The 14,901-nt window shown below is 68.1% G+C and carries 10 protein-coding genes; 5 read left to right on the top strand and 5 right to left on the bottom strand.

The features are described 5' to 3' along the window. Positions 1-200: 200 nt before the first annotated feature. From dxs to GTW51_RS04630, 4 genes are all read left to right on the top strand, one after another. Complete coding sequence (dxs, locus tag GTW51_RS04615; RefSeq protein WP_163042735.1) at positions 201-2,117, top strand: 1-deoxy-D-xylulose-5-phosphate synthase; 1,917 nt, start codon at positions 201-203, stop codon at positions 2,115-2,117. Positions 2,118-2,177: 60 nt separating this feature from the next. Further along, a complete protein-coding gene (locus GTW51_RS04620) occupies positions 2,178-2,942 on the top strand; it encodes a TlyA family RNA methyltransferase (protein WP_163042736.1) in 765 nt (254 codons plus the stop codon). Then, complete coding sequence (gene rlmD / locus GTW51_RS04625; protein WP_163042737.1) at positions 2,939-4,159, top strand: 23S rRNA (uracil(1939)-C(5))-methyltransferase RlmD; 1,221 nt, start codon at positions 2,939-2,941, stop codon at positions 4,157-4,159. The genes GTW51_RS04620 and rlmD overlap by 4 nt, the downstream gene beginning before the upstream one ends. Positions 4,160-4,260: 101 nt before the next feature. Next, positions 4,261-4,965 (top strand): VTT domain-containing protein, encoded by a 705-nt coding sequence (locus GTW51_RS04630; protein ID WP_163042738.1) that lies wholly within the window; start codon positions 4,261-4,263, stop codon positions 4,963-4,965. Positions 4,966-5,559: 594 nt separating this feature from the next. Here the strand turns inward: GTW51_RS04630 and GTW51_RS04635 are convergent. Both GTW51_RS04635 and GTW51_RS04640 read right to left on the bottom strand, forming a co-directional pair. After that, positions 5,560-6,297, bottom strand: a complete 738-nt coding sequence (locus GTW51_RS04635; protein WP_163042739.1) for a crotonase/enoyl-CoA hydratase family protein — start codon at positions 6,295-6,297, stop codon at positions 5,560-5,562. After that, the gene (locus GTW51_RS04640) at positions 6,294-8,102 is read right to left on the bottom strand and encodes an acyl-CoA dehydrogenase family protein (protein ID WP_163042740.1); all 1,809 of its coding nucleotides are present in this window, start codon (positions 8,100-8,102) and stop codon (positions 6,294-6,296) included. The genes GTW51_RS04635 and GTW51_RS04640 overlap by 4 nt, the downstream gene beginning before the upstream one ends. A 148-nt stretch (positions 8,103-8,250) precedes the next feature. On the opposite strand from GTW51_RS04640, the gene GTW51_RS04645 reads away from it, so the two are divergent. Next, positions 8,251-9,090, top strand: a complete 840-nt coding sequence (locus tag GTW51_RS04645) for a fumarylacetoacetate hydrolase family protein (RefSeq protein WP_163042741.1) — start codon at positions 8,251-8,253, stop codon at positions 9,088-9,090. Positions 9,091-9,116: 26 nt separating this feature from the next. Here the strand turns inward: GTW51_RS04645 and GTW51_RS04650 are convergent, their stop codons facing one another. Genes GTW51_RS04650 through GTW51_RS04660 form a run of 3 tightly spaced genes read right to left on the bottom strand, consistent with a single transcriptional unit; the run spans position 9,117 to position 14,822 of the window. Further along, on the bottom strand, positions 9,117-11,216 hold the full coding sequence (locus GTW51_RS04650) for a 3-hydroxyacyl-CoA dehydrogenase NAD-binding domain-containing protein (protein ID WP_163042742.1): 2,100 nt from the start codon (positions 11,214-11,216) through the stop codon (positions 9,117-9,119). Positions 11,217-11,268: 52 nt separating this feature from the next. Then, complete coding sequence (locus tag GTW51_RS04655) at positions 11,269-12,552, bottom strand: acetyl-CoA C-acetyltransferase (RefSeq protein WP_163042743.1); 1,284 nt, start codon at positions 12,550-12,552, stop codon at positions 11,269-11,271. Next, complete coding sequence (locus GTW51_RS04660) at positions 12,552-14,822, bottom strand: acyl-CoA dehydrogenase (RefSeq protein ID WP_163042744.1); 2,271 nt, start codon at positions 14,820-14,822, stop codon at positions 12,552-12,554. The genes GTW51_RS04655 and GTW51_RS04660 overlap by 1 nt, the downstream gene beginning before the upstream one ends. Positions 14,823-14,901: the final 79 nt, after the last annotated feature.

Here is a 14,901-nt window from a genome sequence, read left to right on the forward strand (position 1 = left end):
CCGAACCACTCGCGGCGAAACCGTAGCGGCGACACAGCCGCGGTCGATGCGTTCCGCCTCCAGCCATCCCCATCTCCGGTGTGCCTCACGTTGCTGCGCCGCCACATCGCGTTTGGTGGACCATCCGGCTTGAACCATGCAATCTGGAACCGATGTAAGCGAGTTCCTGCCGTCCCGATGGCCTCTGAAAGGTTGATTCAGTGTCCCACGAGTTGAATACGCCGCTGCTCGATCAGATCACTTCGCCCGCGGATCTGCGCCAGATCAAGGAGAGCCAGCTGCGGCAGGTGGCGGACGAGCTGCGCGAGGACCTGATCGACGCGGTGTCGAGGACCGGCGGCCATCTCGGCGCAGGACTGGGTGTCGTCGAGCTGACGGTGGCGATCCATCACGTCTTCAACACGCCGGACGACCGGCTGATCTGGGATGTCGGCCACCAAGCCTATCCGCACAAGCTTCTGACGGGGCGGCGTGACGGCATGCGCACCGTGCGCCAGGAAGGCGGCCTCTCGGGCTTCGCCAAGCGCACGGAGAGCGAATACGACCCGTTCGGCGCCGGCCACTCCTCGACCTCGATCTCCGCCGGTCTCGGCATGGCCGTGGCGCGTGACCTGTCTGGCGGCGACAACAATGTCATCGCCGTCATCGGCGACGGCGCGATGAGCGCCGGCATGGCGTACGAGGCGATGAACAATGCCGGCGCGCTCGACGCGAGACTGATCGTCATTCTCAACGACAACGACATGTCGATCGCCCAGCCAACCGGGGCGATGAGCGCCTATCTCGCCCGGCTCGTCTCGGGCAAGACCTATCGGACGCTGCGCGACCGGGCCAAGCACATCACCCAGCGCCTGCCGGAATTCATGCGCGAGGGCGCTCGCAAGACCGAGGAATATACCCGCGCCTTCTTCACCGGCGGCACGATGTTCGAGGAGCTCGGCTTCTACTACGTCGGGCCGATCGACGGGCACGATTTCGACCATCTCCTGCCGGTCCTCAAGAACGTTCGCGATGCCAAGACCGGGCCGATCCTTGTCCACGTGATCACCAAGAAGGGCAAGGGCTACGCCCCCGCCGAGAGCTCGGCCGACAAGTATCACGGCGTGTCGAAATTCGACGTCATCACCGGGACACAGGCAAAATCCAAGGGCAATGCCCCGAGCTATACCGCCGTCTTCGCCGAATCGCTGATCCAGGAAGCGCAGGAAGACGACAAGATCGTCGCCGTGAACGCCGCGATGCCGAACGGCACCGGGCTCGACAAGTTCGAGGCCCTCTTCCCGACCCGCACCTTCGACGTCGGCATCGCCGAGCAGCACGCCGTGACCTTCTGCGCCGGGCTCGCGTCGGAAGGCTACAAGCCCTTCGCCGCGATCTACTCGACCTTCCTGCAGCGCGCCTACGACCAGATCGTCCACGACGTGGCGATCCAGAAGCTGCCGGTGCGCTTCGCCATCGACCGCGCCGGCTTCGTCGGCTCCGACGGCCCGACCCATGCAGGCTCGTTCGACACCGGCTTTCTGGCGCCGCTGCCGGGCATGGTGGTGATGGCCGCCGCCGACGAGGCCGAACTGCGCCATATGGTGCGCACCGCGGTGGTCTACGACGAGGGGCCGATCTCCTTCCGCTACCCGCGCGGCAACGGCACCGGCGTCGAGATGCCGGACCGCGGCGTCGCGCTGGAAATCGGCAAGGGCCGCATCCTGCGCGAGGGCACCAAGGTCGCGATCCTGTCCTTCGGCAGCCGGCTCGCCGACAGTCTAGCCGCCGCCGAGGAGCTGGAATCCTTCGGCCTGTCGACGACGGTGGCCGATGCGCGTTTCGCCAAGCCGCTGGACACCGAGCTGATCGGTCGCCTCGCCCGCAATCACGAAGTGCTGATCCTGGTCGAGGAAGGCGCCAGCGGCGGCTTCGCCTCGCAGGTGCTGCAGCATCTGGCGACCAGCGGCCTGCTCGACCGCGGGCTGAAGGTCCGGCCGCTGGTCATGCCGGATCGCTTCATCGACCACGCCTCCCCGGAAGCGATGATCAAGCTCGCCGGGCTCGACAAGCAGGGCATCGTCGATGCGGTTTTCCGCGCGCTGGGCACCGAGGCGAGCCGGGTGATGCAGGCCTGAGAAGGTCCTGCCTCGCTATCGCCGCTTGCCATTTGCGTCGCCGGCCCGCATGACCTCCCGATGGCAGCCACCGAAGAGCAGCATTTGTCGCGCGTGCGACTGGACAGCCTCGTCAGCGAACGAGGCCTAGCGGCGAGTCGCGCAAGGGCCCGCGACGCAATCCGGCGCGGGCACGTCAAGGTCGACGGCCTGACCGTCACCAAGCCGAGCCTCAACGTTCCACCGGACATTGTCATCACCCTCGACGATCCGGCCGCCGACTACGTCTCGCGCGCCGGGCTGAAGCTGGAGTTCGCCCTCGACCGGTTCGGCATCGATGTCGCAGGGCGCACGGCCGTCGATCTCGGCGCCTCGACCGGCGGCTTCACCGAGGCGCTGCTGCGCCGCGGCGCCGCGCATGTCGTCGCGATCGACGTCGGGCACGGGCAGCTGCATCCGCGGATCCGCGCCGACGAGCGCGTCACGGTGATCGAGGGGCTCAATGCCCGCGACATGGAGCGCGAAGATATAGGCGGCCGGCAATTCGACATTCTCGTCGCCGATGTCAGCTTCATCACGCTGCGCCTTGCCCTCCCGCCGGCGCTGGAACTCGCCGAGCCGGGGACGAACGCGGTCTTCCTCGTCAAGCCGCAATTCGAGGCGGGCCGCGACGCGATCGCCAAGAACGGTCTGCTGCGCGATCCCGACAGCGCGCCCGCGGTCGCCGAGGCGCTCCGTGCCTGGCTCGACGACCAGCCGGGCTGGCGGGCGATCGACCTGATCCCCTCGCCGATCGCCGGCGGCGACGGCAATCACGAATTCCTGCTGGCCGGGACGAAGCAGTGAACCTGACCATCGACCATCTCGGCGCCAAGGGCGACGGCGTCGCCGAGACCGCCGACGGTCCCGTCTACGTGCCGTTCACGCTGCCCGGCGAGACCGTGGCCATCGAGCGGCCGGGCACGCCGTTCAAGACGACGACGATCGTGGAAGCGTCGACGCATCGCCAGACGCCGCCCTGCCCGCATTTCGGCGATTGCGGCGGCTGCGACATGCAGCACGCCGACAACGAACTCTACCATTTGTTCAAGCGCGACCTGGTCCTCAAGGCGCTTGCCCGCGAGGGGATCGAGGCCGAGGTGGCGGAACTCGTGCCCTGCCCGCCGGCATCGCGCCGGCGCGTCGTTCTCTCGGCGGCGCGGGTGGATAGCGGCGTCGTGCTCGGCTTCAACGCCGCAGAGTCGAACCGGATCGTGCCGATCACCGTCTGCGTCATCGCGTTGCCGGCGATCGAGCGCGCCCTGCCCGCGCTGCGCCGCCTGGCAAGCCTTCTCGTCGACCGCCGGCGGCCGCTGCGGATCACCGTCACGGCGACGGCAACCGGGCTCGACGTCGTCGTCGCCGACGCGGGAAAGCTGTCGGAGTCGGTGCGCCGCAACGCCGTGAAGCTGGCGCTGGCAGAAGATTTCGCCCGCCTCACGGTCGGTGGCGAGACGGTGATCATGACGCGGCCGCCGACTCTCGCCTTCGACGGCGTCTCGGTGGAACTGCCGGCCGGCACCTTCACCCAGGCCGTCGCGTCGGCCGAGGCGGCGATGGCGACGCTGGTCGAGGGTCATCTTTCCGGCGCCAAGCGGATTGCCGATCTCTTCGCCGGCTGCGGCACGTTCTCGCTGCGACTGGCCCGCCAGGCTGCGGTTCACGCAGTCGAGACCGACCCAGCGGCACTCGCCGCACTGGACACTGCCTGGCGCCGCGCCGCCGGCCTGAAGGCGGTGACGACGGAAAAGCGCGACCTCTACCGCCGGCCGATCCAGGCGAAGGAGCTGAAGCGCTACGACGGCGTGGTGTTCGACCCGCCGCGGGCCGGCGCCGAGGCTGTCGCACAGGAACTGGCCGCCTCGACGGTGCGCCGCGTCGCGGCCGTCTCGTGCAATCCCGTGACCCTGGCGCGCGATCTGCGCATCCTGATCGACGGCGGCTACCGCCTGACCTCCGTGACGCCCGTCGACCAGTTCCTCTGGTCGCATCACGTGGAAGTCGTCGCGCTGCTGGAGCGCTGACGTCGCGCCGGCCTCGCTTGCCGTCCCCGGCTATTCATGCGAGCCAAGTCCGCCTGTCCGACGAGCGCGACATTCTCTTTCCACCAGCCTGAACCGAGACCGTGACCGAGTACCTGACCAGCTACGGCTACGCGTTCCTGTTCGTCGTCGTGCTCCTGGAATCGACCGGGCTGCCGCTGCCGGGTGAAAGCCTGGTGATGGCCGCCGGCATGCTGGCAGGCGAAGGCTCGCTCAGCCTCGGCGCGGTGTTCCTGACCGCGATGGTCGGGGCGGTCGTCGGAGACAATCTCGGCTATCTGCTCGGCCGCCGCTACGGCCGGAACATGGTGGTGCGCTGGGGCGAAAAGGTCGGGCTCGGCGAGCGCCGCTTCGCCATGGTCGAGAAGCGCTTCGAGGATTACGGCATCTGGGTCGTGCTGGTCGCCCGCTTCATCATCATCCTGCGCCAGCTCAACGGCTTCGTCGCCGGCACGATGCACATGAGCTGGCCGAAATTCCTGCTGCTGAACACGATCAGCGCCGCCCTGTGGGCCGGCGCCTACGGCCTCGGCGCCTACATCTTCGGCGCGGCGTTCCGGGTGTTCTTCGCCGAACACGGCACCTGGCCGATCATCGTCATCGCGGCCGGCATCTGCCTCGTCGGCTGCGTCGGAACATACCGGTTTTTGTTTCGGGATGAGGCGGAGGAGCCGGGGATCGGAGAGTCTGCGCCCGTCGAGGGCATCAAGTGCGGCGGCGTTGGGCGAGAGGGTGGCCACGGGCAGACCACCGACAGCATCGAGGAAGACCGTCGAAAGCGTGGATGAAGGCCAACCGCATCGGCGAGGTGGCAGTCACCACACTCACGGCGTCATCCCCGGGCTTGACCCCGGGATCCCTGCCTCACCGCGGAAGCTGCCGCCGCGCGGCAGGGAAGCGATGCCGCTGTCGGCCTGAGGGCGCTCAAACTGATCCTCGCGACGGGGCCCGAGGATGACGCCGGTGGATGATCTGACGCGTCGCCGACGGCGGCGGGACCGTCCCGGTTTGCCAGAGGGTGGCGTCAGCCAGCGCCCCCACGTGCCCGTTGCCGGCGACGGAAACGCGTGCGGACACCGCCGTTACGACACGTCAGTCCACCAACTCGACGAAAAGGCACCTGCGCCCACCAAGGGTCGTCATCCTCGGGCTCCGTCCCGAGAATCCAGGAACGTTGAATGGCGGCAGAGGCGTTGAGGCGTGTCCCACCGGAATCGGCGGCTCGGACGGTTTGGAATGGATCCCCGGGTCAAGCCCGGGGATGACGCCGTGAGGGAGGGAGCGGCCTGTCGCTGGACAAGGGCGGGCGGAAGCCAAGCCTGAGTGAGGCCTCACCCCGCCGAAGCCAAGGGGCGCGACCGATCGAGCCGAGCCGACCGGCGCTACCGGGACATGAAGGCCATAAAAGCGGCCTTCGCCTCCTCCGACGACAGGCGCTCGGTGAAATGGCCGATTTCGCGGTCGATCCGTTTCACGATTTCGTCCTGGCTGCCGCGCAGCAACTCGCGGGCGATGCGCAGAGCTTCCGGCGGCTTCTTCGCCAGGCGCCGCGCGGCATCCAGGGCGGCGGCCTCGGCGTCTTCCGATACCGCATAGACGAGGCCGGCCTGCCGCGCCGCCTCGGCGTCGAAGGTTTCCCCCAGCGCCAGGAGCGCGAAGGCGCGCTGGTCGCCCATGATCCGCGGCGCAATCAGGCTGGAGCCGGCCTCCGGCGTCACGCCGAGATCGAGAAACGGCGTGCGGAAGGTCGAGGCGGGCGAGGCATAGGCGAGGTCGCAATGCATCAGGATGGTCGTGCCGATGCCGATGGCGATGCCGTCGACGGCGGCGACAAGCGGCTTCCTCGTCGTCGCGAGGGCGATGAGGAAGTCGTAGGCGTCGCGCGGCGGGGTGCCGCTCATGGCAACCGCCGTGAAATCCTTGATGTCGTTGCCGGCGGTGAAGGTGCCGGGCGCGCCGCAGATCAGCACCGCGGCGATCGCGTCGTCCTGGCCCGCGCCGGTAATCGCGTCGGCCATCGTCCGGTACATCTCCTGCGTGATGGCGTTCTTCTTGTCGGGCCGGTTCATCCGGAGGGTCAGGACGCCGGCTTCGACGCCGGTCTCGATCAAATCGCTCATCGTGCATCCCTTTCGAGGAGGGACCGCGCAGCGTTCAGGCTGGCGGCGCCGGTGATGACCTGGCGCGAGAGCGCTGCGGTCTCGGTCAGGAGATTCTCGGCCATGAAGCGCGCCAGGGTGGCGCGATCCGGCCGCGAAGAATCGGCGAGCGCCCCCTTGGCGAGATACACCCCGCCTGCGACCAGGCCGAACAGCCGCAGGTAGGATGTCGCGCCGGCGAGTGCCGTATCCATTTCGCCGTCCGCCACGCAGTTGGTCATGAAGTCCGTCGCCTCCCGCAGATCGGCGAGCGAGGCCGCCAATGCCGCGCCGGTAGCCCCAAATGCCGGCTCGTTCCGCGCTGCGACGGCATCGGCCGTTTCGGTCAGCTCGCCGAGATAGGCTTCCATCGTCGCGCCGCCGGACTGGCCGAGCTTGCGGACGACGAGGTCGATCGCCTGGATGCCGTTCGTGCCTTCGTAGATCGGCGCGATGCGCGCGTCGCGCAAAAGCCGCGCGGCGCCGGTCTCTTCCACATAGCCCATGCCGCCATGCACCTGGATGCCGAGCGAGGCGACGTCGACGCCGACATCGGTGGCGAAGGCCTTGGCGACGGGCGTGAGGAGATTGGCCCTCTCCTTCCAGGCCTTGGCCGCGGACGGATCGTCGGCGCGCGCACGGGCCATGTCGGTGGCGTGGCCGCAGGCATAGCAGATGGCGCGCGCCGCGCCGGTCAGCGCCATCATCGTCAGGAGCATGCGCGCGACGTCGGGATGGTCGCGAATCGGGCTCATCTGTCCGGGCGCCCCGCCATCCGGCACGAGGCGCGTCGCGCGGCCCTGCCGGCGCTCGCCGGCATAGGACAGCGCCTGCTGGCAGGCCGCCTCGGCCACCCCGACGCCCTGGATGCCGACGAGCAGGCGGGCATTGTTCATCATCGTGAACATGCAGGCGAGGCCGCGATTCTCCTCGCCGATCAGCCAGCCGACGGCGCCGGCTTCCTCACCCGCGACGAAACCGTCGCCATAGATCATCGTGCAGGTCGGCGAGCCATGGATGCCGAGCTTGTGCTCCAGCGCCGAGCAGAACACGTCGTTGCGCCGGCCGAGGGAGCCATCTGCCTCGGGCAGGAACTTCGGCACCAGGAAGAGCGAGATGCCCTTCACGCCGGCCGGCGCATCCGGCAGGCGCGCCAGGACCAGATGCACGATGTTGTCGGTGAAATCCTGTTCGCCATAGGTGATGTAGATCTTCGTGCCGAAGATCCGGTAAGTGCCGTCCGCGGCGCGTTCGGCGCGAGCCTTTAGCGCTGAGAGGTCGGAACCCGCCTGCGGCTCGGTGAGGTTCATCGTCCCCATCCACTCGCCGGAGACGAGCTTCGGCAGATAGCGGGCCTGCAGTTCCTCCGAGCCGTGCGCTTCCAGCGCCTCGACCGCGCCGACGGTGAGCGTCGGGCCGATCGCGAAGCCCATCGAAGCGGAATTCCACATCTCGAAGACCGCGGCGGAGAGCGCCGTGGGCAAGCCCTGGCCGCCGAAGGCTTCGGCGCCGGTCAGCGCGTTCCAGCCGCTGGCGCTCCAGTCGGCATAGAGCTCGCGCCAGCCTTTCGGCGTGGTGACGACGCCATCCTTGACCGCGGCACCCTCCCGGTCGCCGCTCATGGCCAGCGGCGCGACGCGCTCGCCGGCAAAGCGGCCCGCCTCCTCCAGCACGGCCTGCAGCAGGTCCGGTGTCAGTTCGCCGAGCAGGCCCTGTTCCATGGCGGGGCCGAGGCCGGCCACCTTCTCCAGCGCGAAGGCGATATCGGTGATCGGGGCCTTGTACATTGGCGAATCCTCCCAAGATTTATCGTGCGCGCCAGCGCCTGACTCGGCCAGCTTCGATCGGTAGACATCTTACGTAATCGTCAATCTATCGCAAGGAACCGAACGACCTCCGGAGCCATTTGCGTGGCAGGGACAGGGAGTAGCATTCATGCGGTTTGTACGGTTCGGGGACCGGGGCGTAGAGCGTCCCGGCTGCATCGACAGTGACGGCCGCATTCGCGATCTGAGCGATCACGTCACCTCCCTGGAGGGGGAATCGCTCGATCCGGACTCCCTCAGCCGTCTGGGCAGTCACGATCATGCCACGCTGCCGCTCGTCGCCGGCGGCGTCCGCCTCTGCAAGCCCGTGCGGCGCATCGGCAAGATCATCGGCATCGGCCCGAACTACAGCGACAGCGCCGAACTCGCCGGCTTCAAGATCAATCCCGAACCGACGCTGTTCCTGAAGGCCGCAACCGCCGCTTCCGGCCCGAACGACCCGATCGAGATCCCCCGGATGGCCAATCGTGTCGACTGGGGCGTGGAACTCGCGGTGGTGATCGGCCGCGTCGCGAAATATGTCCGGGTCGAGGAGGCGCTCCGCCATGTCGCCGGCTTCACGCTGGCCAACGATTTGACCGAGCGCAGCTTCCAACTGCAGCGCGGCGGCCAGTGGACAAAAGGCAAGTCGCACGACACGTTCGCGCCGCTCGGACCATGGCTGGTGCCGCCGTCGGCGATCAACCACGAGGACATCGAGCTGTGGCTCGACGTCAACGGCGAGCGCCAGCAGACCGGCCATACAAGGCAGATGATCTTCAAGGTTCCCTATCTCATCTCCTACATCTCGCGCTTCATGCGGCTGGAGCCGGGCGACGTGATACTAACCGGCACGCCCGCCGGCGTCGGCCTCTCCTACGACCCGCCGCGCTTCCTGCGCCCCGGCGACCGGGTGACGCTCGGCGGCACCGGGCTGGGCACGCAGGACTATGTCTGCACGACGCTCTGAAGCGTCACTCGGCTGACCTGGCCTGGTCAGCCCTTCAGGCGATCCCAGCCGGCGTCCGGCGTAAAGCGCGGACCGTGCTTCTCGGCCAGCGCCCGGAGCTTTGCCGTGATCTCGTCTATTCCGCGATGACGCGCGTAATGGATCGGGCCGCCGCGGAAGGGCGCGAAGCCGGTGCCGAAGATCATCGCGCCGTCGGCGATATCCTCCCGCTCGACGACGCCTTCCCTGAGGCAGGCGACCACGGCGTTCAGCATCGGCAGGATCATCCGGTCCAGCAGGTCCGGGTCGCTCTTGGCGTCCTCCGGCGAGGCTTCGACGCGCTGCTTCTTCGGCTTGCCGTCGGAATCGTATTCGTAGAGGCCAGAGCCGGTCTTGCGGCCGAGCTTCTTCTCCGCGACCAGCTTCTCCAGCCAGGCTGGGCTGTCCGGGAACGGCACGTCGAGGCGCTGGCGCAGCGAGGCCGAAACCTCGAGGGCGATGTCGAGCCCGACCTGATCGGCCAATTCCACAGGCCCCATCGGCATGCCGAAACTCTCGGCGATCCGGTCGATTCGCTCCTTCGGGATACCCTCGTCCACCATGATCAGCGCCTCGGCCATGTACGGCGTCAGCGCGCGGTTGACGAGGAAGCCGGGTGCCGAGGACACCGGCGCTGGCAGCCGTGACAATTTGACCGCGAAGGCGGTCGCCCGGCGCAGAGTTTCGGCGCTGATCCGGTCGTGCCGGACGATCTCGACCAGCTGCATGCGCGACACGGGGTTGAAGAAATGCAGCCCGACGAGGCGCGAGGGATCGGCAAGGCCCTCGGCCAGGTCTTCCAGCGGCAGCGCCGAAGTGTTGGTCGCCAGCAACGCGCCCGTCTTCAGCTGCGGCTCGATGGCGGCGTAGATGGTCCGCTTCAGGTCGATGCGTTCCGGCGCCGCCTCGATGACGAGATCGGCTTGGCGGATTCCCAGCCCGTGCGGGTCCGGCGTGAGGCGATCCAGCGCGTCGCGGATCTTCAGCGGGTCTTTCAGTGTGGCGGTGAGCATCTTGGTCGCGGCCTTCATGGCCCGGCCGATCGGCTCGTTCGCGACGTCGCCCAGCGTGACGTGGAAGCCCTCGCGTGCGGCCCAGGCGGCGATGTCGCCGCCCATCGCGCCGGCGCCGACGACATGGACCCGGCTGATCGCGGACGAGCCCTGTTTGAGGCCGCGCATCGCCTCGCGCAGGAAGAACACCCGCACGAGGTTCTGTGCCGTCTCGGTCTCGATCAGCTCGGCGAAGCTCCTGACCTCGGCGGCCTGCATCGCCTTGGCGTTGCCGCCGTGCTCCTCCCAGAGATCGATCAGGCGATAGGGTGCCGGGTAATGCGCCTTCGGCGCCTTGTCGGCCGCCTTGCGCCGCATCTGGCTGGCCATCAGGGCGCGCGCCGGGCGGAGCGAGAAGGCCTGCGCCTTGAAGCTGCCGCCGGCCGGCTCGAGCTCGCCACGGATCGCCGCCTGCACGGCGGCGCGCACATGCCGCTCCTCGACCACCGCATCGACGAGGCCGACGACCTTGGCCTTCTTCGCGGTCGCCGGCTTCCCGGTCAGCATCATCGTCATGGCTTCGAGCGGATCGGCGATCGCCGTGGCGCGGTAGGTGCCGCCGAGACCCGGGTGCAGGCCGAGCATTACCTCCGGAAAGCCGAGGCTTGCATCCGGTACGGCAATACGCCGGTCGCAGGCGAGAGCCAGTTCGAGGCCAGCACCGAGGCAGTGGCCGTGGATCACCGCAATGGTGCGCATGGGCAGTTGCGACAGCCTGTCGAGAACGCGATGCGCTTCCTCCAGCATGGCACTGATCTCGGCGGTCGAGGCGCCGGCAAATTGCTGGATGTCGGCGCCCGCCGCGAAACCGGAGGGCTTGGCCGAGCGGATGACCAGCGCCGTCGGCCGCCGCTCGGCGATGCGCTCGACGTGGCCCGCGAGTTCCTCGATGACGCTGCGGTCGATCGTGTTGACCGACTTGCCGGGCCGGTCGAGGACGAGCCAGGCGACGTGGTCCGTATCCATCGCGAAGCGCCAGTTACCCTCCGGCCCGGCCGAACGTGCGGGGCCGAGTTCGAGGGTCTGGTCGGAAAGGGCGGCGAGCATGCGACTCATGGGCTGGTTCTCGTCTTCTCGTCGGGACCGTCGGTTTCGGGCAGTCGCGTTCTCACGCCGCTTCCAACAACATGGCGCCGCCCTGGCCGCCGCCGATGCATTCGGTGGCAATGCCACGCTTGTGGCCCAGCCGCTGCATGGCATTGGCGAGATGCAGGGTGATGCGGGTGCCGCTGGTGCCGACCGGATGGCCGAGCGAGATCGCGCCGCCGTCGACATTCAGCCGCGCGCGATCGATGGCGCCGCCGCGACCATCGAGGCCGAGCAAGTCGTTGGCGATGTTCTCCGTCTCGAAGGCCCTGAGGCAGGCAAGGACCTGAGCCGCGAAGGCCTCGTTCAGTTCCCAGAGATCGACGTCGGAGACGCCCATGTTCTGACGCTTCAGGATTGGCGCGGTGGCGACGACCGGACCGAGCCCCATGATCGAGGGATCGAGGGCGCCCCATTCAGAATCGACGATGCGCGCCAGCGGTTTCATTCCGTGACGCGCAACGGCCTCCTCGGAGGCCAGCACCACCCAGGAGGCGCCATCGGTGATCTGCGAGGAATTGCCGGCGGTGACCTTGCCGTAGGGCTTCTCGAAGACCGGCTTCAGCTTGGCAAGATTCGCGGCGCTCGAGCCGGGGCGGACGCCGTCGTCGCGCTCGTAGACATCGCCGTCGCGCCCGAAGGAAGGCAGCATCTCGTCCTTCAGCCAGCCCTCATTGGTCGCCCGGTCCAAACGATTGTGGCTCTCGGCGGCGTATTCGTCGGCTTCCTGCCGGGAGATGGCGAAATAATGCGCCAGCAGCTCGGCGGTCTGCCCCATGTTGAGATTGGTGATCGGGTCGGTCAGGCCGCGCTCAAGGCCGATCAGCGGCTTGAGGAAATCCGGCTTCAACCCCGCGAAGGCCTTCAGCCGGTCGCCGGTGGAGCGGGCGCCGTTCAACTCGGCGAACCAGTCGACGGCGCCGCGCCGCAGCACCAGCGGCGAATGGCTGAGCGCGTCGGTGCCACCGGCCAGCACGATGTCGGCGGTGCCGCCCTCGATATAGCGGAAGGCGGTGTCGATCGATTGCATGCCCGAGCCGCAATTGATCTGCACGGTGAAGGCTGGCGTCTCGTCCGGCAGGCCGAGCCGCAGACCGGCGACCCGCGCCGGGTTCATCTCGTCGGCGACGACGTTGACGCAGCCGAGGATGACCAGATCGATCGCGTCCGGCTCGAAAGCCTGGCGCATGAGCAGCGGGCGGCCGCACTGGACCGCGAGGTCGACCGGGGTGAACGGCCCCGGCCGGCCGCGCGCCTTGATGAAGGGCGTCCGTGCTCCGTCGACGAGATAGACCGCGCGGGCCATTATTCCGCCGCCTCGCGCCGCTCGCCGGAATCGTCACCATTCGGACGATCATGCTGGGCGGCGATGGGCGACACGTCGTGCATCGGGAAGGCGTCGACGGCGACGACCTTGTCGACCGCTGCTTTGGCTTCCGCGAGCTGCGTGAACTCGGCCTCGGTGATCAGGCCCTCGTCGCGTGCCCGGGCCGGATCGCGCTGCTTGGCCTCGCGCATCCGTTTCTCGATCGGCGCCACAGCGGAGACGAGCTCGAAGGCCAGCTCCAGATCCTTGACCGGATGCTCGGCTCGGCCTTCGCCGAGATAGATGTCAGGTGTCAGCCGGTCGCGCTGCGAGGACGGACGCATCAGGATGGCCGCGACCTCGCTCGTCAGCTCGTCCGCCGGCTCCTGGTACGGAACCCCGAGCGGGAAGGCGAGCGCCCGCGTCAGCACCGCGGCCCAGCGGGAGGGGAGATTGTCCAGGACGCCGTTGAAGGCGAGCCCCATGCGGTTGTAGCCCTTCTGCATGATGAACTCGACGAGCGGCTTGTCGGCCTCGGGCCGGCCTTCGACCTCGAAGCGCTTCAGCGTCGCGCCGAGAAGGTAGAGCTCCGACAGGATGTCCCCGAGGCGGGCCGAGATCATCTCCTTGCGCTTCAGCGCGCCGCCGAGCGTCAGCAGCGAGAGGTCGGCGATCAGGGCGAAGGCGGAGGAATAGCGCGACAGCTGGCGCCAGTGGCTGGTGAAGGCGGCGCCCTTCGGCGCCGGGGCGGCGAGGCCGCCGGTCCAGCCGCGCACGAAGGTGCGGCCGGCATTCTTCAGCGCGTGTGCGACATGGGCCCAAAAATGCGTGTCGAAGTCCTTGAGGCCCCGCGCCTCGTCCTTGTCCGACAGCGCCAGCAGTTCCTTCAGCATGTAGGGATGCGCGCGGATCGCCCCCTGGCCGAAGATCATCAGGTTGCGGGTGAGGATGTTGGCGCCCTCGACGGTGATGCCGATGGGCACGGACTTGTACTGCTGGCCGAGATAGTTGTTCGGACCGTCGATGATCGCCTTGCCGCCGTGGATGTCCATCGACCGCTCGATGGATTCGCGCATCCGGTAAGTGGCGTGCGCCTTCATGATGGCCGAGATCACCGAAGGGCGGTGCCCCTCGTCGAGCGCCGCGACGGTCAGCCGCCGCGCCGCGTCGATCTGGTAGGCATTGGCGGCAATGTCGGCGAGCGGCTGCTGGATGCCCTCGAACATGCCGATCGGCACGTTGAACTGGGTGCGCACCCGCGCATAGGCGCCGGTGGTACGGGCACAGATCGCCGCGGATGCCGCAGACTGCGACGGCAGCGAGATGCCGCGACCGGCGGCGAGCGCCGTCATCAGCATCGTCCAGCCTTCGCCCACCCGGTCGGGTCCGCCGAGCACCCAGTCCAGCGGGATGAAGACGTCCTTGCCGTAGAGCGGGCCGTTCTGGAAGAAGGTGAATTGCGGGATATGGCGGTCGCCATGGGTGACGCCCGGCGTCGCCGTCGGCAGCAGCGCCACGGTGATGCCGAGTTGCTCGCCCTTGCCGAGATGGTTCTCCGGATCGAACATCTTGAAGGCGAGGCCCATCACCGTCGCGACGGGGCCGAGCGTGATGTAGCGCTTGCTGAAGTTCAGCCGGATGCCGAGGACGCGCTCGCCCTCGTGCTCGCCATATTCGACGATGCCGCTGTCGGTCATCGCCGCGGCGTCGGAGCCGGCCTCGGCCGAGGTCAGGCCGAAACAGGGGATCTCGCGCCCGTCGGCGAGGCGCGGCAGCCAATGGTCGCGCTGCGCCTGCGTGCCGAAATGCAGCATGAGCTCGCCGGGTCCGAGCGAGTTCGGGACCATGACGGTGACGCCCGCCACGACCGAGCAGGAGGAGACCTTGCGTACCACCTCGGAATGGGCGGTGTTGGAGAAGCCGAGCCCGCCATATTCTTTGGGGATCACCATCCCGAAGAATTTCTTCTCGCGCAGGAAGGTCCAGACCTCGGGCGGGAGATCCTTGTCCTCCCAGACCATCTTCCACTCGTCGATCATCGCGCAGAGCTCGTTGGCCGGCCCGTCCATGAAGGCCTGCTCGTCCGGCGACAGCCGCGCCGGCGGCATGGCGAGGAGCTTCGCCCAGTCGGGATTGCCGGTGAACAGCTCGCCGTCCCACCAGACCGTGCCGGCGTCGATCGCCTTCTGCTCGGTGTCGGAAATCGGCGGCATCGCCCGCTTGGCCCAGCGGTAGATCGGTTGTGTCAGCTTCTCCTGGCGGAATGACATGACTTCGCTCTCCCGTTCGCAGCCTGCTCCATCCAGATGTATGGTCCCGCAGGCGGTTTCCCACCCTTGTAACGCATCT

The sequence above is a fragment of the Aurantimonas aggregata genome (assembly GCF_010500835.1).
In the GTDB taxonomy this organism is placed as follows: Bacteria; Pseudomonadota; Alphaproteobacteria; order Rhizobiales; family Rhizobiaceae; genus Aurantimonas; species Aurantimonas aggregata.